Here is a 19,935-nt window from a genome sequence, read left to right on the forward strand (position 1 = left end):
GGGCAACGTGAATCAGATGCAGGGCCTGCTCCTCGCGGGCCGCTACCGGCTCGCCGACACCATCGGCAGTGGTGGCATGGGCCGAGTGTGGCGTGCTCACGATGAGCTGCTGCACCGGGCGGTCGCCATCAAGGAGTTGACCGCCGCCCTCTACGTCAGCGAGAGCGACAAGGCGATCCTGCTCGCGCGCACCAGGGCGGAGGCGCGCGCGGCCGCGCGGATCAACCACTCCGCCGTCGTCACGGTGCACGACGTGCTCGAACACGACGGCCGGCCGTGGATCGTGATGGAGCTGGTCGAGGGCCGTTCGCTGGCCGACGCCGTCAAGGACGAGGGCCGGGTCGAGCCGGCCGAGGCGGCCCGGATCGGCCTGTGGGTGCTGCGCGCCCTGCGGGCCGCACACTCCGCCGGAGTCCTGCACCGTGACGTCAAGCCCGGCAACGTGCTCATCTCGCACGACGGCCGTGTCCTGCTCACCGACTTCGGCATCGCCCAGATCGAGGGCGACACGACGATCACCCGCACCGGAGAGGTCGTCGGCTCCGTCGACTATCTCGCCCCCGAGCGGATCCGCGGCCAGGACCCGGGCCCGTCCTCCGACCTGTGGGCCCTCGCCGCCACGCTGTACACGGCGGTGGAGGGGCGCTCGCCGTTCCGCCGCACGTCGGCGCTGAGCACCATGCAGGCCGTCATCGAGGACGAGGCCACCGAGCCCGTGTACGCCGGTCCGCTCGGCCCCGTCATCACCGCCCTCCTTCGCAAGGACCCGGCCGCCCGCCCCTCCATGGCCGAGGCCGAGCAACTCCTCGCCGAGGCCGCCGAGGGACGCCGCCCGAACGAGGCGCAGGCCTTCGTGCCCACGCAGTACGGCGGGCCCGGCGGATACGGCCACCCCGGCCACCCCGGCCATCCCAGCCACTCCGGCCAGTACCACCAGCACCAGGGGACGAACGGGACGGGGGCGCAGTACACGACCGGGGGGCACGCCGGACCGCCGTCGGGAACCCCGGGCCCCGTAGGACCCGTGGTACCTGGGGCGTCGGAGGCCTCGGCGCCCGTACCCGGCTCCGGTACCGGCTCCGGCCCCGTTCCCAGCCCCCTGCACTCGGGCCCGACCCACCTCGGCCCCGCCCCGGCAGCCGCGCCGCCCCCGCGCCGCCGGCTGCGTACGCTCGCGCTCGTGGTCGTCGTCGCCGCGCTGGTCGGCGGGGGTACGGCGCTGGCGCTGCAGCAGTTCGACCAGGGCCAGGAGAGCACCGACAGGAGCACAGGCACGAGCACGACCGCCTCCGACTCCGCCTCGCCGAGCGCCTCGGCCAGCGATAGCCCCGGCGGGCAGGGCGGCGTGTCCGACTCCTGGGTCCAGGTCGACGACGAACTGGGCTTCGGGCTCTCGCTGCCCGACAAGACCTGGACACGGACGGTGTACCAGAACGACGGCGACCTCCAGCAGATCGACTACTCCCCGGACGGCGGCGAGCACTTCATCCGTATCGCCCTGGACAAGTCCCCCGACTACAACGACCCGTACGCGCACCAGAAGGACCTCGAACTGCAGCTCAAGCGGCTCGTCGACTACAAGACGGTCAAGCTGGAGAAGAACGTCTACCGCGACCGCCAGGGCTCCGAGTGGGAGTACACCTGGACCGCGCTGGCGAAGGACACCGAGTTCCCCGGAGCGCGCCGCGCGATCGAGGAGACGTACATCTCCCGTGACGGCGCGGAGTACGTGATCTACATGTCCTCCCCGGCGGAGGACTGGGCCACCACCGCACAGCAGTTCAGAACCGTACTGCAGAGCTGGCGGGAACCCACTGCCTCCTGACGGGGGGTTGGCCGGTCGGCCACCCGGAGCCGGGACATCCGGTGGGGCATGATGGGCCCATGGGGACCGAGGGGGACGCCGTCCGCGTCATCGCGGGCCGCTACCGGCTCGAGGCGAGGCTCGGGCGGGGCGGCATGGGCGTCGTGTGGCGTGCCACGGACGAGCTGTTGGGACGGCGTGTCGCGGTCAAGGAGCTGATCCAGGACGACACGCTCTCCACCGAGCAGGCGCGCGGCCGCCGCGACCGGACGCTGCGCGAGGCCCGCGCGGTCGCCCAGTTGAGCCACCCGCACATCATCGTCGTGCACGACGTCGTCGAGGACGGCGAACGGCCGTACATCGTCATGGAGCTGATCAAGGGCGGCTCGCTCGCCGACCGGATCGCCGAGCACGGCCCGCTCACCCCGGACGACGCGGCCCGGATCGCCATCGCCCTGCTCGGCGCCGTGCGCGCCGCGCACGCGGCCGGGGTCCTGCACCGGGACATCAAGCCGGCGAACGTCCTGCTGGAGAACGACAGCGACCGGGTCGTCCTCACCGACTTCGGCATCGCGCAGGTCGCGGGCGCCACCACGCTCACCGAGACCGGTTCCTTCGTCGGCTCGCCCGAGTACACCGCCCCGGAGCGGATGTCCGGCGCGCGCACCGGCCCCGAGTCCGACCTGTGGTCGCTGGGCGCGCTGCTGTGCACCGCGCTGAGCGGCGAGTCGCCCTTCCGGCGAGACTCCTTGGGCGGCATCCTGCACGCCGTCGTCTTCGCCGAGATCCGCACCCCCGCCGAGGCCGCGCCGCTCCTGCCCGTCGTTCGGGGGTTGTTGGAGCGCGATCCGGAACGGCGGCTCGCACCGGCGGAAGCGGAGCGGCTGCTGCGCGCCTACCTCGACACCGGGCGTACGCCGGAGCCCGTGGGGTCCACGTACGCCCCGACCCAGGAGGATCCGCCGACCCGCTCCCGGACGACCGGGAGGTTCCGGCGGCCCTCCGCGCGGTCGGACCAGCCGCAGCAGTCGAACCAGCCACGGCAGCCGGACCAGTCAGGGGAGCCGGACCAGCCACGGCAGTCGGGTCAGCCACAGCAGCCGGGTCGGTCAAGGCAGCCGGAGGAGTCACCGCTCGGGGCGACGCAGTCCCGGCTGGGATCCGAGCCGCTGCCCGCCCGGGAGCGGTCCTCGCGAGGTGTGCTGATCGCCGCGGTGCTGGTCGCCGCGATGGCCGGCGCGGGCGTGTCGGCGGCGGCGTTGCTGGTGAACCGCGACGGCGACGGAGGCGGCTCCTCTCCCACGAGTTCGGCGTCTCCCCCGGGTTCGGCGTCCGGGCAGACGACGAGCGCGAGCGCGGGGGCAGGGGCGGGACCGACCGCCGGAGGCTCGGCGAGCCCCCGCCCGACCACAGCCTCGCCCACCCCGACCGCCACCCGCACCCCGTCCGCGACGGCGTCCGGCGCCGCGAGCCCCGCCTCCGACGAGCGCCCCAGCGCACCCTCCGGCTACCGCGTCGCCGACGACCCCGCCGGGTTCGCCCTCGCCGTGCCGGAGGAGTTCACACGCGTACCCCAGGGCGAGCGGGTCTTCTACATGTCACCCGGGGAGACGTTCCGCCTCGGCATCAAAATCTCCGCCCCCGAGTCCGGCGGCCCCCTCGGCGTGATGCGACGCTCGGCCGCCAAGGGGCCCGACACCTACCCCGGTTACCACGACGGCACGGTCACCGAGACCACACACGACGGGGACCCCGCCGCCCTCTGGGAGTTCACCTGGGACGGCTTCACCGCGGCGGAGGGCCCCCGGCACACCTACGACCTGTGCTGGGAGGAGGGCGGGCGGCTGTACGACGTGTGGGTGTCGGCGCCGGTCGGGAAGGTGCGGGAGGCACGGGAGTACTTCGACGTCGCCGTCGACACGTTCGTGACACGGTAGTTGCCCTTCTCCGGTGGTAACCGGCCCGCCTGGCGCGATATGGATGGACCCATGAGTCACCACGGGGGCGTTGGCCACGAGTCCGACGAAACGACGAGTTTTGTTCTGCAACCGCCGAACCCGCAACCGCCGAACCCGCAACCGCCGAACCCGCAACCACCGAACCCACAGGCGGCCGCCGCTGCTTCGCAGATCGCCCCGCAGGGCGGCGCCCCTGAGCCGGACGAGCCCGGCGTCGGGCGGCTGATAGCCGGCCGCTACCGGCTGCTCGCCAGGCTCGGGCACGGCGGCATGGGCACGGTGTGGCGGGCCAAGGACGAGATCGTGGACCGCGAGGTCGCCGTCAAGGAACCCCGCGTACCGGACCACCTTCCCGAACGTGAACGGGCCAACGCGTTCGAGCGGATGCGGCGCGAGGCACGGGCGGCGGCCCGGCTCGACCACCCCGCCGTGGTCAACGTGCACGATGTCGCCGTCGTCGACGGACAGCCCTGGATCGTGATGGAGCTGGTCCACGGCCGTTCGCTCGGCAGCGCCCTCCAGGAGGGCACGCTCAGCGCCCGCGAGGCCGCCCGGATCGGCCTTCAGGTGCTGGCCGCGCTGGAGGCGGCGCACGCGGCGGGCATCCTGCACCGGGACGTGAAGCCGGACAACATCCTGCTCGGCCGCCACGACCGGATCGTCCTCACCGACTTCGGCATCGCCCAGATCGAGGGCGAGACCAGCCTGACCGACACCGGCGGGTTCGTCGGCTCGCCCGAGTACATCGCGCCCGAACGGGTGCTCGGCCAGCGTCCCGGACCGGCCTGCGACCTGTGGTCGCTCGGCGTGGTGCTGTACGCGGCCACGGAGGGCGTGTCGCCGTTCCGCCGCAGCAACACGCCGGCCACGCTCCAGTCCGTCCTCAACGCCGTGCCCGCCCCGCCCGCCGCCGCGCAGGGCCCGCTCGCCGAGGCCGTGAACGGACTGCTCGACAAGGACCCCGCCCGCCGTCCCGCCGCCGCGCAGGTGCGCGCCCTGCTGGAGGCCGCCGCGAACCCGCCCGCGCCACCGCAGCCGCCCGCACAGCTCACCGAGTCCGTCCCGGCCGCCGACGCGCCCGCCCGGACGGCCGACGCGCCCGTACGCCGGCGCCGCATGGGCCGTACGGCGTGGACCGGGCTCGGCGCCGCGGTCGTCGCGGCGGCCGTGACGGCGTACGTGCTGATCGCCGACCCGTTCGCCGGACCGCTGCCGGACGGCTGGGAGAAGCACCACGATAAGGACGTCACCGCGACCCTCGCCGTGCCCGGCACCTATGTGCGCAGCGAGCCGGACGAGGACAGCGCGGACGACGAGCACTGGGTCGCCTACACCGATCCGAGCGGCGCGATCTCGGTCGTCCTGGAGGTGGCCCGCAAGGCGGAGGACACGAGCAAGAAGATCCAGGCGTCGGCGGCGGCGGAGATGTACGCCGACGACGCGGACTTCGAGGAGTCCGGCAGCTACGAGCTCGACATGCCGAAGAAGCCGCGCACGAACGCCGACGACAACGCGAAGTACCAGGACGGCAGGCCCGCCGCCGAGAACACCGTGGTCTACACCACCGATGACAGTCGGGACCCGCGCCCGCGCGAGGTGAGGATCTTCTACTACCGCTCCTCCGCCGGCGACATGTACAAGCTGCTGATCGGCTACCCCGGCAAGGGCGACTTCACCGCGCGGGGCCGGGAGGTGGCGCGGACGGCGATCGCGAACCTGGCCGTCGACAAGCCGTAGACCCGCGTTGGGGGCCGTGGAGCGTGGCGCTCGTGGTAGTCATGGGGCATGAGTGACGACGGTGCCCCCATAGGCGCCCACACCGGCGCCCCCATGGCCGTCAACGACCGTACCGTGGGCGGGCGTTACCGACTGCTCGAACGGATCGGCTCCGGCGCCACGGGCACCGTCTGGCGGGCACACGACGACCTCCTGGACCGCGAAGTCGCCGTCAAGCAGCCCCGGTTGCCCGGCAGTCCGGGGGACGAGGACCGCCGCAGGGCCGCTCACCGCCTCCACCACGAGGCCCGTGCCGCCGCCCTCGTCGACCATCCGTCCGCCGTCTCCATCCTCGACGTGGTGGAGGAGGACGGGCAGCCCGAGGCGGCCGGCGACGGACCGCCCTGGATCGTCATGGAGCTGATCCACGGCGAGTCCCTGCGCCAGGCGCTCACGCGCGGCCCCCTCGCCCCCGCCGAGGCCGCCCGCATCGGCCTCGCCGTCCTCGGCGCACTGCGCGCGGCGCACGCGGTCGGCATCGTCCACCGCGATGTGAGACCCGCCAACGTCCTGCTCGGCCCCGAAGGCCGGATCGTCCTCACCGACTTCGGCCTGGCCCACACCCCGGACCCGCCCACCGGCGCCTTTCCCGACGCCGCGGACCTCGTCGCCCCCGAGCGCAGGTCCGGCCGCGACGCCGGCCCCGCCTCCGACCTGTGGTCGCTCGGAGCCCTGCTCCGCACCGCCGTGGCGGACGCGGGCCCGCTGGACCCCCTCGTCCGACGCCTGCTCACCCCGGACCCGGACCACCGACCCGACCCGGCGCAGGCCGCGGCAGAACTGGAGACGATGATCGCGGCTTCCCATCCCCACCTGAAGCTGGAAAACCACTGACCCGGACCCGGCCCGGACCCGGCCCGCACTCGGTCGGATGCCAGGCCGAAGCTGGCTCGGTCCCGGCTCGGTCTTGGGGCAGGGCGGGGAACTCGGCGTCGTTCCCGTCCAGGTACCCGATGCGCGCGTCGAGGCCGGGGAGTTCGGAGCGGGCGATGCTCACGACCCGGACCCGGCTCGGACCTGGCCCGAAGCTGGTCCGGACCTGGCCCGGTCCCGGGGCAGGGCGGGGAACTCGGCGTCGTTCCCGTCCAGGTACCCGATGCGCGCGTCGAGGCCGGGGAGTTCGGAGCGGGCAATGCTCACGACCCGGACCCGGACCCGGACCCGGACCCGGACCCGGACCCGGACCGGACCCGGACCCGGACCGGACCTGGGCCAAAGCCGGGCCAAAGCCGGGCCAAAGCCGGGCCAAAGCCGGGCCAAAGCCGGGCCAAAGCCGGGCCAAAGCCGGGCGGATGCCAGGCTGAAGCCGGTCCGGAGCCGGCCGGAGCCGGTCCGGAACCGCCTCGGAGCCGGTCCGGAACCGCCTCGGAGCCGGTCCGGAACCGGCCCGGAACGCGATCGGCGGCCTGATCAGCGGGTTCGTTGCCAGTGGGCACTGGCGTTGTGTGGACGGTCGGTGAATCCCCGTTACCCGCGGGTACCCAAAGTCCTCTTCGCGGCATACCCTGCGCGTCATGACGGACTCGCAGGCCCCGGAAGCCACCGGCACGACGACCACGGCCGGTACCAACCCCCTCGCCCCCGCCCCCGCAGGCGTCCGCACCGCCGCCGACGTGGTCACCCCCCAGCTCGTTGCCCAGCTGACCAAGGGCGTCGTCGGCTCCGGCCGTACCGCGAACCACACGCCGTTCACCGGCGAGAAGCTCGCCGACCTGCCCGAGTCCACCCCCGAGGACGTACTCAAGGCCTACGAGGCGGCCCGTGCCGCGCAGGCGGTGTGGGCGCAGACGCCCGTACGCGAGCGCGCGGCCGTGCTCCTGCGTTTCCACGACCTGGTCCTGGCCCGTCAGGCCGAGGTCCTCGACCTGATCCAGCTGGAGACCGGCAAGGCACGCCTGCACGCCCACGAAGAGGTCCAGGCCGTCGCGGTCGCCGCCCGCCACTACGGCCGCCGGGCCGCCGCGTATCTGCGGCCGAAGCGGCACGCAGGCGCCATGCCGACCCTCACCAAGGTGACCGAACTGCGCCACCCGCGCGGGGTCGTCGGCCAGATCGCCCCCTGGAACTACCCCCTGGAGCTCTCCGTCGGCGACGCGCTCCCCGCGTTCGTCGCGGGCAACGCGGTCGTCATGAAGCCGGACACGGAGACCTGCCTGACGGCCCTGTGGGCCCGCGACCTCCTCATAGAGGCCGGTCTGCCCGCCGACATCTTCCAGGTCGTCCTCGGCGAGGGCCCGGTCGTCGGCCCCGAGGTCGTCCGGCACGCCGACTACGTCTCCTTCACCGGCTCCACCCGCACCGGCCGTGAGGTCGCCCAGGGCGCCGCCGCCCGCCTCGTCGGCGTGTCCCTCGAACTCGGCGGCAAGAACGCCATGCTGGTCCTCGACGACGCCGACATCGCGAAGGCCGCCGCAGGCGCCGTCCGCGCCTGCTTCTCCTCCGCCGGCCAGCTCTGCATCTCCATCGAGCGGCTCTACGTCCACGAGTCGGTCGCCGACGCCTTCCTGGAGCGCTTCGCCACCCGCACCAAGGGCATGCGCCTCGGCAACTCCCTCGCCTACGGCGCCGACATGGGCTCCCTGGTCGGCGAACGCCAGCTGGAGACCGTGACCCGGCATGTGGAGGAGGCCGTCGCCAAGGGCGCGAAGGTGGTCGCGGGCGGAGTGGCCCGCCCGGACATCGGCCCCTACTTCTACGAGCCGACCATCCTCGACGGCGTCACCGAGCCCATGGCGGTGTGCGGCGAGGAGACTTTCGGCCCGGTCGTGTCGATCTACCGTTTCAAGACGGACGAGGAGGCGATCACCCTCGCCAACTCCACGACGTACGGCCTGAACTCCTCCGTCTGGACGAGGAACGCCCGCCGCGGCGCCGAGGTCGCCGCCCGCCTGCGCACCGGCACGGTCAACGTCAACGAGGGCTACGCGCCCGCGTACGGCAGCGTCCAGTCCCCGATGGGCGGCATGAAGGACTCCGGCCTCGGCCGCCGCCACGGCTCGGAGGGCATCCTCAAGTACACGGAGGCCCAGACGGTGGCCCAGCAGCGTATCCTGCCGATGGCCCCGGCACTGGGGATGGACGACGAGAAGTACGCGGCTTTCATGAGCACGAGCTTGAGGGTGATGAAGACACTCAGGTTGCGCTGAGGTCTTTTTGGGGCGCGGGGAACTGCGCGAGAAACCATCGACGGCCCGCACGCGAAACTCAACGAGGAGAGCCCCGTGCCCCTGCCCCAGGACGCCTACGACTACGACGTCATCGTCGTAGGATCCGGCTTCGGCGGTTCCGTAACAGCCCTCCGCCTGACGGAAAAGGGCTACAGCGTAGGCGTCCTGGAAGCCGGCCGCCGCTTCACCCGCGAATCCCTCCCCAGGAACTCCTGGGACCTGAAGAACTACCTGTGGGCTCCCAAGCTCGGCTGCTATGGAATCCAACGCATCCACCTCCTCGGCAACGTCATGGTCCTGGCGGGCGCAGGCGTCGGCGGCGGTTCCCTGAACTACGCCAACACCCTCTACGTCCCGCCGGAACCGTTCTTCGACGACCCCCAGTGGCGGCACATCACCGACTGGCAGGAGGAGCTGAAGCCGTACTACGACCAGGCGCGCCGCATGCTCGGCGTACGGCTGAACCCGACGACGACCCCCTCCGACGTCCACCTGAAGGCGGCGGCGGAGCGGATGGGCGTCGGCGACACGTTCCACCTCGCGCCGGTCGGCGTGTTCTTCGGAGACGGCAAGGACGGGGACGGCGCCGGCACCGCGAAGGCGCAGCCGGGGGAGCAGGTCGCCGACCCGTACTTCGGCGGCGCGGGCCCCGCCCGCAACGCCTGCACCGAGTGCGGCGAGTGCATGACCGGCTGCCGGCACGGCGCGAAGAACACCCTGAACGAGAACTACCTCTACCTCGCCGAGAAGGCGGGCGCGGTGGTCCACCCGATGACGACGGTCGTGTCGGTCACGGACGACTCGCAGGGAGGATACGCGGTCGCGACCCTCCCGACCGACGAGCGACGCACGTCGAAGGGCCGTACGTCGAAGGGCCGTACGTCGAAGGGCCGTACCTTCAAGGCCCGCCGGGTCGTCCTCGCCGCCGGCACCTACGGCACCCAGACCCTGCTGCACCGCATGAAGGCGAACGGACAACTGCCGTACCTCTCCGACCGGCTCGGGGAGCTGACCCGTACCAACTCCGAGGCGCTGGTGGGCGCCCAGACCGACGACCGCCGCTACCGCAAGGCGACCGGCGCGCCGAAGGCCGATTTCACGCGCGGGGTCGCCATCACGTCCTCGATCCACCCGGACGAGAACACCCACATCGAGCCGGTCCGCTACGGCAAGGGTTCCAACTCCATGGGCAGCCTGTCCATCCTCCAGGTCCCGTACGCGGAGGGCTCGTCGCGGGTGGCCGGCTGGCTGGCCAGCGCGGCCCGCCACCCCCTGCTCGTCCTGCGCTCGCTGTCCAACCGGCGCTGGTCGGAGCGGACCATCATCGGCCTGGTGATGCAGTCGCTGGACAACTCGCTGACGACGTATCTGAAGCAGACGGGCGTGGGCAAGGGGCTGCTGACCGCACGCCAGGGTCACGGCGCGCCCAACCCCAAGCAGATCAGGGCCGCCTCGGAGGCAGCCACCGCGATCGCCGCCGACATCAACGGCTTCGCCGGCTCCAACGTGGGCGAGCTGATGGGCACCCCCCTCACCGCCCACTTCCTCGGCGGCTGCCCGATCGGCGACTCCCGGGAGACCGGGGTCATCGACCCGTACCACCGCCTTTACGGCCACCCCGGCATCTCGGTCGTCGACGGCGCCGCGGTCTCGGCGAACCTGGGCGTGAACCCCTCCCTCACCATCACGGCCCAGGCCGAGCGGGCGATGTCGTACTGGCCGAACAACGGCGAGGCGGACCCGCGTCCGGCGCAGGGAGCGGCGTACGAGCGGCTGAAGCCGGTGGAGCCGCAGGCCCCGGCGGTTCCGGCGGACGCGTTCGGCGCGCTGCGCCTGCCGTTCCTGGGGATGCCGACGGTGCCGCCGAAGAAGTAGGGAGAAGCCGAAGAAGTAGAGAGAAGCCGAAGAAGTAGAGAGAAGCCGAAGAAGTAGAGAGAAGCCGAAGAAGGAGAGAGAAGAAGCAGGAGTGGCGCGAGGAGGCAAGCGAAAGGGACCTGCACCCCCCTCCGAGCGCAGGTCCCTTTCGCTGTCCGCGGCGGCGCGCTACACGTGCGCGCCGGTCTTGCGGCGGCGGACCGCCACGACCGCTCCCGCACCGGCGAGGACGGCGACACCGCCGACGAGGCCGATGACGGGGAGCGAGGAGTCGGAGCCGGTGGAGGCGAGGCTGCCGCTGATCGGCTTGGCGCCGCCCTGGGCCCGGGTGCCGTCGTCGGTGTCGGGCTTCTGGCCGTTCGGCTTGGCGTCGTCGACATCGCCCGTGTCGCTGCCGGCGGCGAGGATCTTCACGTCGTAGAAGTCACCGTTGCCGTGGCACACGGCGTCCTTGCCCGCGTAGATCGCCTCGCTCAGCGCGAACGACGAACCGGCCGGGGCCGACGCCTTGACCTTCACCCGCAGGTCGAGCGTGGAGGTGCTGTTCTTCTCCAGGGTGTCGAGCAGCCCGACGAAGGAGCCCGTGACGTCGACGGTCTTGCCGTTCTCGTCCTCGTACGAGTCCTGGAAGCTGTCGGTCCACTTCCCGTCCTCCTTGACCTGGATGACGGCGAGGCCCTCGGAGAGCCAGGCGTCCGTGTCGGCGTCGCCGTACTCGAGGAACGCGTCGATGTAGACGTTCGACAGGTCCTGGTCGGAGTCGTTGCGGACCTTGAACTTGAAGGTGTGCCAGCCGGAGCCGGCCACGATCTTGTTCGGCAGGCCGGTGATCTGCGCGGTGAGGTTCTCGTCCAGCTCGAAGGACTTGCAGTCGGTGAACGGGTCGAACGGCTTCTCACTGGCCGACGCGCTCGCGGAGGACGACCCGCTCGCCGACGACGAGGAGGACTCCGAGGCCGAGCCGGACGGCGAGCCGGTCGCCGAGGGCGAGGTGGTGTCGGACGAGGAACCTGACGGGCTCGACGTGTCCGAGGCGCCCGAGTCGCCCGACTCCGGCGCGGAAGCGGTCTGCGACGCCGATCCGGTCTGCGACTCGGAGGCGCTCGCGGACGGCGAGCCCGACTCCTCGGCGAAGGCTCCCGGCGCGGAGAGCAGGGCGAGCGGCACCATCGCGGCCGTCGTGGCCGCGGTGAGGAGAGTTCGGCGAAGCTTCATGAAGACCTCGGGAGACCGACAGTTGGGGATCGACTGTTAGGGGAGGCCTTCCGCGAATGTGGGGCGCGGGCATGACCCATGTTTCGCCAGGTGTGACCAGCGACCCCTGTGAACAGTTGTCCCTGCCTCACAGAATCCTTATGTGATCCGCATCACGCTTGCGTGCGGACCGTGGGCTGCGCGCGGACGCACGACGAAGGGCCCCGCGGGGCGGAGCCGCGGGGCCCTTCTTATCGTCAGCACCGGCGTCAGGGCAGCGCCGGTGCCTGGGAGGCGGCGCCGGGGGGTTGCGCCGCTCTGTTGGTCTGGACCTCTGGAAGTCAGTCAGGACAAAACACGCAATACGGTTGTCCGGGACGAGACTTGGAGCTGGGAGGGCTTTCTACGCATCGTGCTGGATGAACGCGGCGCCCGCAACCGTTTGACCCAGCCCTTGTGCATTTTTGCAATTTCCGCCGGTCGGCCCCGGGCGTCCCCGAGACCGACCGTTCTCTTGGGTGACCGGGCTGCTGTCCCCTGCCGTCCGGTCACTTACCTGGAGCGAGGTCCCACGGCGCACGGCACGATCCGTCCGCCTCATCGCTCCAGTGAGCCACGCGTGGTTCTTCGTTGCCCGCGCCTGGCTGGAACGGACACCGGGACCAACGAAGCGGAGCCGACAGCGGTCACGCGCCGTACGGGTGAGAGGGCGCCCGAACTCAGATACGACCCCGGCACAGCTCCAGCAGCGTCATCGCGAGGGCGGTGCCGGGCTTGTCCAGCGCGTCCCTGTAGTGGCCGAGAACCTCCATCTCGCGCGAGAGGTTCACCCGCCGGCCTCCGGAGGTGATCCGGGCCTCCTGGATGACGGCGGACACGGCCATCCGCTCCTGGATCAGCCCGATGATCCGGTCGTCGAGGGCGTCGATGCGCTCCCGCGCACCGGTGATCACATCGGCGGCCTCGGGGGTACGGGCGCCGGTCACGTCGAGGGCGGTCATTGGGGGCTCCTGGGGTGGTGTCGGTGTCGGTGTCGGGAGAGGCCCCGGACCGACAAGCCCCGGAAAACGCCAGACGCCCCGGACTTTGTCGGCCCGGGGCGCCTGGGGAAGTCGCTTGTCAGTGGCTCAAGCAGCACGACCATGGCAGCCGGTGGGCCGGTTGCCATAGCTAAAGAGGAAGGTCGGGAGCTTGCGCATGCGCCGAGTATGCCACAAGGCCTCCCTCCCGACCGAGCCGAACGGCAGCCCCCCGAATCGGACTGCGCCCGCTCTCCGCCTACCGGGTCGGACAGCACCCGGCTCCCCACCCACCGAACCGGGCGTCGCCCCGCTTTCCGCCTACCGAGCCGGGCGGCGTCCGGCTCCCCACCCGCAGAGCCAGGCGGCGTCCGGCTTACCGCCTACCGAGTCGGGCGGCGTCCGGCTTCTCACCCGCTGAGCCGTGCGGCGTCCGGTTTCCCACCCGCCGAGCCGGGTCGTGGCCCGCCTCCCACTCGCCGAGTCGGACGGTGTCCCGATTCTCACCCGCCGAGCCGGGCGGCGCCGCGCTTTCCGCCCACCGGGTCCGGCGGCGTCCGGCTTCCCACCGGCCGAGCCGGGTCGTGGCCCGCCTCCGATTCACCGAGTCGGGGGCGTCCGGCTTTTCACCCGCCGAGTCGGGCGGCGCCGAGCTTTTCGCCTACCGGGTCCGGCGGCGTCCGGCTTCCCACCGGCCGAGTCGGGCCATGGCCCGCCTCCGATTCACCGAGTCGGGGGGCGTCCGGCTTTTCACCCGCCGAGCCGGGCGGCGCCCCGCTTTTCGCCTACCGAGTCGGGTGGTGGGTGGGCATAGGCCGGGGGTCTGGGGGCGGAGCCCCCAGGGACGCGACCGTCCCGACGGCCACCTCGGTAGAATCGGCGTACACACAGACCCCCGCCCCACCGCCGGAAGGCCCCCGTGTCATCAGCGACTCCCGCTGCCGCCGCCCCCGACACCGTCCTGGTCGTCGACTTCGGCGCGCAGTACGCCCAGCTCATCGCCCGTCGAGTCCGCGAGGCCCGGGTCTACAGCGAGATCGTGCCGAGCACCATGCCGGTCGAGGAGATGCTCGCCAAGAACCCGGCGGCGATCATCCTCTCCGGCGGCCCCTCGTCCGTGTACGAGGAAGGCGCCCCCCGTATCGGCCGCGCCCTCTTCGACGCCGGCGTCCCCGTCTTCGGCATGTGCTACGGCTTCCAGCTGATGGCCCAGGCCCTCGGCGGCACGGTCGACAACACCGGCGCCCGCGAGTACGGCCGTACGGATCTCCACGTCTCCCGGACGTCCTCCACCCTCTTCGAGGGCACCCCCGCCGAGCAGCACGTGTGGATGTCGCACGGCGACGCCTGCTCCGCCGCCCCCGAGGGCTTCACCGTCACCGCGTCCACGGACGTCGTCCCGGTCGCCGCCTTCGAGAACGACGAGAAGAGGCTCTACGGCGTCCAGTACCACCCCGAGGTCATGCACTCCACGCACGGCCAGCAGGTCCTGGAGCACTTCCTCTACCGCGGCGCGGGCCTGAAGCCCACCTGGACCACCGGGAACGTGATCGAGGAGCAGGTCGCCGCGATCCGCGAGCTGGTCGGCGACAAGCGCGCCATCTGCGGTCTGTCCGGCGGCGTCGACTCCGCCGTGGCCGCCGCCCTCGTCGGCCGGGCCATCGGTGACCAGCTGACCTGCGTGTACGTCGACCACGGCCTGATGCGCAAGGGCGAGACCGAGCAGGTCGAGAAGGACTTCGTGGCGGCGACCGGCGTGAAGCTCGTCGTCGTCGACGCCGAGGAGCGCTTCCTCACCGCGCTCAAGGGTGTCTCCGACCCCGAGGAGAAGCGCAAGACCATCGGCCGCGAGTTCATCCGCGTCTTCGAGCAGGCCCAGGCCGAGATCATCGCGGACGAGGGCCCGGCGGTGGAGTTCCTGGTCCAGGGCACGCTCTACCCGGACGTCGTCGAGTCCGGCGGCGGCACCGGCACCGCGAACATCAAGTCCCACCACAACGTCGGCGGACTCCCCGAAGACCTCGAGTTCAAGCTCATCGAGCCGCTCCGCAAGCTCTTCAAGGACGAGGTCCGTATGGTCGGCCAGGAGCTCGGCCTGCCGGAGGAGATCGTCCAGCGCCAGCCGTTCCCCGGCCCCGGCCTGGGCATCCGTATCGTCGGCGAGGTCACCAAGGAGCGCCTGGACCTCCTGCGCGACGCCGACGCGATCGCCCGCGAGGAGCTCACCGCCGCCGGTCTCGACCGCGAGATCTGGCAGTGCCCGGTCGTCCTGCTCGCGGATGTCCGCAGCGTCGGCGTCCAGGGCGACGGCCGGACCTACGGCCACCCGATCGTGCTGCGCCCCGTCTCCTCCGAGGACGCCATGACCGCCGACTGGTCGCGGCTGCCGTACGACGTTCTCGCGAAGATCTCCACCCGGATCACCAACGAGGTCCGTGACGTCAACCGCGTTGTCGTCGACGTCACCTCCAAGCCGCCGGGCACCATCGAGTGGGAGTAGGTCTCCCCGTGCTCACCTGCGCTTGACCACGCGCAAGGGCACACCGGGCTTCCAGACCTGCACGACGAGAAACGTCTCGTCCTCGACGTAGGTCCTGACGACCTCCGTCAACTCGGTACGGAAGAGGTGGAACGGCTCCGGCGGTTCCACCTCTTTCCTGTACGCCCCCTTCACCGCCGGATCCTCGACCTCGACCGCCCGCCCCGCGATCCGTACGTCCCCGCCGCCCATCCCCGTGCCCTCGCCCGGGTTGGCCTGCAATGCGAAACGCGGATCCCGCCGCAGATCGAGCGCTTTGACCGAGCCCGGCATCATGCCCAGCCACAACTCGCCGTCGAGGAACCGGACCTCCAGCCCCGTCGTCCGCGGAGAGCCGTCCTTGCGCAGGGTCGCCAGCACATGATGGGTGAACGCGCCGAACCGCTCCTCGACGATCCGCGCGAGATCGGGTTCGGCCGCTGTGAACGCGGCCCAGTTCGCCGCCGTCTCGTTCGCTGTCATACCCGGAGTGTGACCACGATACAGGACAACTTCTGTCGCATTTCTGTCGTGTTCCGCAGACGCACGTCATCTTTGCATAACAAGCCTGTTCTCCTGCGCTGACCGAGGGTAACTTCCGCCCGTACACCCACCCAGTGCTGGAGGACCGATGCACGGGCCCACGCCGCCTGCCCCGCTGCCCACCGACCGGCTGAACTTCGCGATGCCGCCGATGCACGACTCGGTCGAGGACGAGCGCCGGCACCGCAAGGAACGCCTGGCGGGCGCCGTACGCATCTTCGGCCGCCTCGGTTTCGAGGACGGCGTGTCCGGCCACATCACCGCCCGCGACCCCGAATACAGCGACTGCTTCTGGGTCAACCCGTTCGGCATGTCGTTCAAGCACGTCACCGTCAGTGACCTGGTTCTCGCCAACTCCGACGGCCAGGTCGTCGAGGGCGGCTACCACGTCAACCAGGCCGCCTTCACCGTCCACGCCCAGGTCCACGCCGCCCGCCCGGACGTCGTCGCCGTCGCCCACTGCCACTCGGTGTACGGCCGCGCCCTCGCCGCCCTCGGTGAGCTCCTCGACCCCCTCACCCAGGAGAGCTGCGCCTTCTACGAGGACCACGCCCTCTACGACGCCTACACCGGCGTAGCCGTCGACACCGAGGAGGGCCGGCGCATCGCGAGCGCCCTCGGCTCCCGCAAGGCCCTCGTCCTGCGCAACCACGGACTGCTCACCGTCGGCGACTCGGTCGACGCGGCCGCCTGGTGGTTCCTGTCCATGGAACGCTCCAGCCAGGTCCAGCTCACCGCCCGCGCCGCCGGCCGCCCCCTGCTGATCGGCCACCGCGCGGCCGTCGCCACCCGCGAACAACTCGGCGGCGACCTCGTGGCCTGGATCAACTACCAACCCCTCTGGCAGGACATCAGCCACACCGAACCGGACCTGCTGAGCTAGGACCTTCCTGAAAGCCGCGCAGTATCACGGCCTTCGTCCGCGCGAACTCCTCGTCCGTGAGCACCCCGTCCCGGTGCAGCTCACCCAGCTCCCGCAGCCTGCGCAGCAGTGCGTCGTGATGGTCGGCCTGGGCCGGAACGGCCGCCGCCCGCCGCTGCGGCCGACCCGCGCCACTGGCGTCCGCCTGCGCCGAGGGATGCGGCATCCGCGCCGTCACAGCCGTCGCCACCAGCGCCGTCAGCAGATCCCGCTGCACACTGCCCCACAGATCCAGCGCGAACGGATCCTTCTCCGCCGGCAGCTTCGAGGCCGGCCGATTCGAGAAGGGCGTCTCCCGGGTCACGAACCGCAGAAACCCGTCCTCGTGGCCGGAGTTCGGCAGCCACTCCACCTGCACCAGATCCCCGACCGCGATGATCCGCGGCCCGGTCGCCCGCTTCACCCGGTCCGAGGTGTCCGCCCAGTCGATCCGCACCCGCGCCCCGTCGAAGGACACCGTGCCGTCCGACGAACGCACCGACACCGGAACCGGCGGCCCCGGCAGCAGATAGGACCGGGTGGGCTCCTTGGGCACCTGGTCCAGCAGCAGCGCGTTCCGGATCTCCTCGACGACGTACTCCGCCAGCCCGGAACGGTCCACGTCCACCAGCAGCCGGTACGGATCCGCCGCCTCGGGCAGCCGCCCGCCCGTCGCCTGCAACAGCGGATCCGCTCCCTCCCGCAAGCACATCCGCAGCCGCCCCCGCCGCCGTTCCGGCTCGTAGACGATCCCGGCGACCGCCTCCAACGGCACGACGATCTCCCCGTACGTCTGCCGGAACAGCGGCACGGAACGGTGCAGCCCCGGCGTGATCCGGACCGTCGTACCGTCGAAGGCCCAGCTCCCGTCACGCTGGATGATCTCGGCCATACGGACAATTCTCGCAGCCGGGTCAACACGGCCCCTCCCTTCTTCACCCGCTCTGACCAGACCTGCCGAAGCCGGACCGTGTGCGGTAGGGCACAATTCGCTGTCATCGCGGGGGAGTTGTCAGCAGGGCGGCGGCCGGGATCCACAACGGGTCCCTGAGGAGCCGCCGCCCGTTCGGGTCACGGGGAAGGCGGGCGTCGGACGTGGCGGTACAGGAGGCGAGACAGGGCACGCACCCAGGCACGGGCGCGGGCCCCCACGACGGCGGCTGCACCTGCGGGGACTGCCCGCACGGCGCCCGCGAGGGACACCGGCGCGCGGTCGCCGCGTTCCTGCTCAAACGCGACGAGTTCGCCGCCGGCCAGGGCCTGCCGGCCGCCGTCGCCCACTCCGCCTCGGCCTCCCGTCAGTGGGTCTCCGAGGAACTCACCCAATCGGCGGAACTCGTCGCCGAACGCGGCCGCGCCGAGGGCCAGGCCTGGCTCGCCCGCCTCTGGCTGCGCACAGCGATCACCGTCTGGGCGGTGGTCGTGCTGCTCCTCCTCGTCCAGGCCCTGACCGCGATCGGCGCGGGCTGGACCTCGGCCCGCACCGCCGGACTCCTCGCCGCCCTCGTCGTGGCCGGCGCCCTCACCACCGCCTCCTGGTTCCACCGCTCCCGCGGCGGCGCCCTCGCCCCCGTGATCGGCGAGGACAACCGCCTCTCCACCTCCCGCGCGGTCGCCGCCGCCTGGGTCCTCCTCCTCTCCTACGCCGTCCTCGTCCTCGTCGGCCGCCTTGCCGCCGCCTCCGGCCACACCGAACGCGACGCCCTCATCTCAGGCCTCGACCTCGCCCGCGGCGCGGGTGTCGTGACCGTCCTCGCCGTGGTCTGCGGCATCGCGGTCCTGGTCCGCCGGGTGGTGGGCCTACGGGTCCTGGCCCAGCGCCTCCAGAAGGTCCGCGCCCACCGCCCCCGGGCCGCCGACCTCCTCACCGACGACTCCGGCCGCGGCACCTTCGCCGACATCCAGTACGTCGTGATCAGCGCCGTCGCCCTGGCCTTCGCCGCGGTCCGCCTCGCCCGCCGCCCCGACCAGCTCCCCGACCTGCCCTGGGGTCTCGCCGTCGTGGTCCTGGTCTCGGCCGCGACCTACCTCGCCGGCAAGTACGCCGAGGGCGGCCGCCCCGTCATCCTCTCCGTCGTCCGCTCCCGCGAGGCCGGCGACCTCGACGCCCCCATCCGCACCGGCGACGACATCGAGATCCGCGGCGCCGGCTTCGTCCCGCCAGGTGCCCAGACCGCCGACCGGCTCTCCCGCATGGTCGTCCGTATCGGCCCGGTCCATGTCCACGTCCCCCTCGTCCCCGTCACCGGCGGCTTCAGCAACCCCACCGACGCCGTCCTCACCGTCCCCGTCCCCGCGGACGTCGAACCCGGCCGAGTAGAGGTCCAGGTCGTCACCGCGGCAGGCGTCGAGACGAACCGCTACACGATCGACGTCACCGAGTAGCCCGGCTCGCCGACGAACCGGCCGTGCCTGTCGGGGGTGGGGCGGAGGCGGAGCGCGGCGCCGGCAGCCACGGATGAGATACGCGAGGCGGGGTAGGCAGCTCGCGTATCGACGGGCCGAAGTGAACGCGCGGGCGGAGTGAACCAGTCGGATGCACAGGCTGTGCAAACAATTGAGCGCACCCCCCATTTCGTACGTATGGTCTGTTGAGGGGTCCCACCACTCCGGGCGAGAGGCGGCTACGGGCGATGACTCACGGCATGCGGACGGACACCTATCCCCCCCATCTCCAGGGCGGCGGCCGAGGCTGGCGGGACACCGCCACCCACTACGCCCTCCTTCCTCTACGGATCTTCCTCGGCGTCACTTTCATCTACGCCGGTCTCGACAAACTCACCGACAGCGCCTTCATGAAGGACGGCGGCGCGGGCTCGATCGGCGACACCATGCGTGCCGTCCGTGACTCCTCGGCCATCCCCGCCCTGGTCGACCTGGCCCTGAAGAACCCGGTCGGCTTCGGCTACGCCATCGCCCTCGGCGAACTCGCCGTCGGCATCGGCACCCTGATCGGCCTCCTCACCCGCCTCGCCGCTCTCGGCGGTGCGCTGATCTCCCTTTCCCTCTGGCTGACGGTGAGCTGGGCGTCCGACCCCTACTACTACGGCAACGACCTCATCTACCTCATGGCCTGGCTCCCCCTCGTCCTCGCGGGCGCCCCCTACCTCTCCCTCGACGCCCTCTGGCACAGCAGGCGCCGCCAACGATCAGGCGGTCTGCACTGACACCACCCGCAGC

At 71.8% G+C, this 19,935-nt stretch carries 15 protein-coding genes; 10 read left to right on the forward strand and 5 right to left on the reverse strand.

The window, feature by feature from the left end; all coding sequences use genetic code 11:
- The first annotated feature begins 16 nt into the window (after positions 1–16).
- From ACLZN2_RS35570 to ACLZN2_RS35585, 4 genes are read left to right on the forward strand one after another with little or no spacing between them, the layout of a single operon-like run.
- Positions 17–1,825, forward strand: coding sequence for a serine/threonine-protein kinase (locus ACLZN2_RS35570; protein WP_416983617.1), 1,809 nt, complete (start codon positions 17–19; stop codon positions 1,823–1,825).
- A 59-nt stretch (positions 1,826–1,884) separates the two neighbouring features.
- Positions 1,885–3,741: a protein kinase domain-containing protein gene (locus ACLZN2_RS35575; RefSeq protein ID WP_416983618.1), complete on the forward strand. Its 1,857-nt coding sequence runs from the start codon at positions 1,885–1,887 to the stop codon at positions 3,739–3,741.
- A 51-nt stretch (positions 3,742–3,792) separates the two neighbouring features.
- Complete coding sequence (locus tag ACLZN2_RS35580; protein WP_416983619.1) at positions 3,793–5,499, forward strand: serine/threonine-protein kinase; 1,707 nt, start codon at positions 3,793–3,795, stop codon at positions 5,497–5,499.
- 48 nt (positions 5,500–5,547) lie between these two features.
- Positions 5,548–6,372, forward strand: coding sequence for a serine/threonine-protein kinase (locus tag ACLZN2_RS35585; RefSeq protein WP_416983620.1), 825 nt, complete (start codon positions 5,548–5,550; stop codon positions 6,370–6,372).
- 159 nt (positions 6,373–6,531) lie between these two features.
- On the opposite strand, the gene ACLZN2_RS35590 is transcribed toward ACLZN2_RS35585, so the two are convergent.
- The gene (locus tag ACLZN2_RS35590; protein ID WP_416983658.1) at positions 6,532–6,678 is read right to left on the reverse strand and encodes a hypothetical protein; all 147 of its coding nucleotides are present in this window, start codon (positions 6,676–6,678) and stop codon (positions 6,532–6,534) included.
- Positions 6,679–7,052: 374 nt separating this feature from the next.
- Here ACLZN2_RS35590 and ACLZN2_RS35595 point away from each other — a divergent pair, with 374 nt between their 5' ends.
- Complete coding sequence (locus ACLZN2_RS35595; RefSeq protein ID WP_416983621.1) at positions 7,053–8,684, forward strand: succinic semialdehyde dehydrogenase; 1,632 nt, start codon at positions 7,053–7,055, stop codon at positions 8,682–8,684.
- 81 nt (positions 8,685–8,765) lie between these two features.
- On the forward strand, positions 8,766–10,580 hold the full coding sequence (locus ACLZN2_RS35600) for a GMC oxidoreductase (protein WP_416983657.1): 1,815 nt from the start codon (positions 8,766–8,768) through the stop codon (positions 10,578–10,580).
- A 168-nt stretch (positions 10,581–10,748) separates the two neighbouring features.
- On the opposite strand, the gene ACLZN2_RS35605 is transcribed toward ACLZN2_RS35600, so the two are convergent.
- Positions 10,749–11,795, reverse strand: coding sequence for an LPXTG cell wall anchor domain-containing protein (locus ACLZN2_RS35605; RefSeq protein WP_416983622.1), 1,047 nt, complete (start codon positions 11,793–11,795; stop codon positions 10,749–10,751).
- Between the two features lie 698 nt (positions 11,796–12,493).
- Entirely contained in the window at positions 12,494–12,775 is a 282-nt protein-coding gene (locus tag ACLZN2_RS35610; protein ID WP_416983623.1) for a chorismate mutase, read from the reverse strand.
- Between the two features lie 937 nt (positions 12,776–13,712).
- On the opposite strand from ACLZN2_RS35610, the gene guaA reads away from it, so the two are divergent.
- Positions 13,713–15,293, forward strand: coding sequence for a glutamine-hydrolyzing GMP synthase (guaA, locus tag ACLZN2_RS35615; RefSeq protein WP_416983624.1), 1,581 nt, complete (start codon positions 13,713–13,715; stop codon positions 15,291–15,293).
- 12 nt (positions 15,294–15,305) lie between these two features.
- Here the strand turns inward: guaA and ACLZN2_RS35620 are convergent, their stop codons facing one another.
- Entirely contained in the window at positions 15,306–15,794 is a 489-nt protein-coding gene (locus tag ACLZN2_RS35620; protein WP_416983625.1) for a pyridoxamine 5'-phosphate oxidase family protein, read from the reverse strand.
- Positions 15,795–15,942: 148 nt separating this feature from the next.
- On the opposite strand from ACLZN2_RS35620, the gene ACLZN2_RS35625 reads away from it, so the two are divergent.
- On the forward strand, positions 15,943–16,737 hold the full coding sequence (locus ACLZN2_RS35625) for a class II aldolase/adducin family protein (RefSeq protein ID WP_416983627.1): 795 nt from the start codon (positions 15,943–15,945) through the stop codon (positions 16,735–16,737).
- On the opposite strand, the gene ACLZN2_RS35630 is transcribed toward ACLZN2_RS35625, so the two are convergent.
- The gene (locus tag ACLZN2_RS35630; RefSeq protein WP_416983628.1) at positions 16,706–17,647 is read right to left on the reverse strand and encodes a DUF4429 domain-containing protein; all 942 of its coding nucleotides are present in this window, start codon (positions 17,645–17,647) and stop codon (positions 16,706–16,708) included. The two genes, ACLZN2_RS35625 and ACLZN2_RS35630, sit on opposite strands and share 32 nt — an antisense overlap.
- Positions 17,648–17,850: 203 nt before the next feature.
- Between ACLZN2_RS35630 and ACLZN2_RS35635 the strand changes: the two genes are divergently transcribed.
- Together ACLZN2_RS35635 and ACLZN2_RS35640 are read left to right on the forward strand one after the other, a co-directional pair.
- Entirely contained in the window at positions 17,851–19,140 is a 1,290-nt protein-coding gene (locus ACLZN2_RS35635; RefSeq protein ID WP_416983629.1) for a hypothetical protein, read from the forward strand.
- Between the two features lie 260 nt (positions 19,141–19,400).
- Positions 19,401–19,922 (forward strand): DoxX family protein, encoded by a 522-nt coding sequence (locus tag ACLZN2_RS35640; protein ID WP_416983631.1) that lies wholly within the window; start codon positions 19,401–19,403, stop codon positions 19,920–19,922.
- Positions 19,923–19,935 lie beyond the last annotated feature (13 nt).

The sequence above is a fragment of the Streptomyces sp. T028 genome, assembly GCF_048159505.1.
Taxonomy (GTDB): Bacteria; Actinomycetota; Actinomycetes; order Streptomycetales; family Streptomycetaceae; genus Streptomyces.

Coding starts and splice junctions, on each gene's coding strand:
- ACLZN2_RS35580 (WP_416983619.1), top strand. CDS start 3,793: ATGAGTCACCACGGGGGCGTTGGCCACGAGTCCGACGAAACGACGAGT.
- ACLZN2_RS35625 (WP_416983627.1), top strand. CDS start 15,943: ATGCACGGGCCCACGCCGCCTGCCCCGCTGCCCACCGACCGGCTGAAC.
- ACLZN2_RS35640 (WP_416983631.1), top strand. CDS start 19,401: ATGCGGACGGACACCTATCCCCCCCATCTCCAGGGCGGCGGCCGAGGC.
- ACLZN2_RS35620 (WP_416983625.1), bottom strand. CDS start 15,794: ATGACAGCGAACGAGACGGCGGCGAACTGGGCCGCGTTCACAGCGGCC.
- ACLZN2_RS35605 (WP_416983622.1), bottom strand. CDS start 11,795: ATGAAGCTTCGCCGAACTCTCCTCACCGCGGCCACGACGGCCGCGATG.
- ACLZN2_RS35610 (WP_416983623.1), bottom strand. CDS start 12,775: ATGACCGCCCTCGACGTGACCGGCGCCCGTACCCCCGAGGCCGCCGAT.
- ACLZN2_RS35575 (WP_416983618.1), top strand. CDS start 1,885: ATGGGGACCGAGGGGGACGCCGTCCGCGTCATCGCGGGCCGCTACCGG.
- ACLZN2_RS35585 (WP_416983620.1), top strand. CDS start 5,548: ATGAGTGACGACGGTGCCCCCATAGGCGCCCACACCGGCGCCCCCATG.
- ACLZN2_RS35570 (WP_416983617.1), top strand. CDS start 17: ATGCAGGGCCTGCTCCTCGCGGGCCGCTACCGGCTCGCCGACACCATC.
- ACLZN2_RS35630 (WP_416983628.1), bottom strand. CDS start 17,647: ATGGCCGAGATCATCCAGCGTGACGGGAGCTGGGCCTTCGACGGTACG.
- ACLZN2_RS35595 (WP_416983621.1), top strand. CDS start 7,053: ATGACGGACTCGCAGGCCCCGGAAGCCACCGGCACGACGACCACGGCC.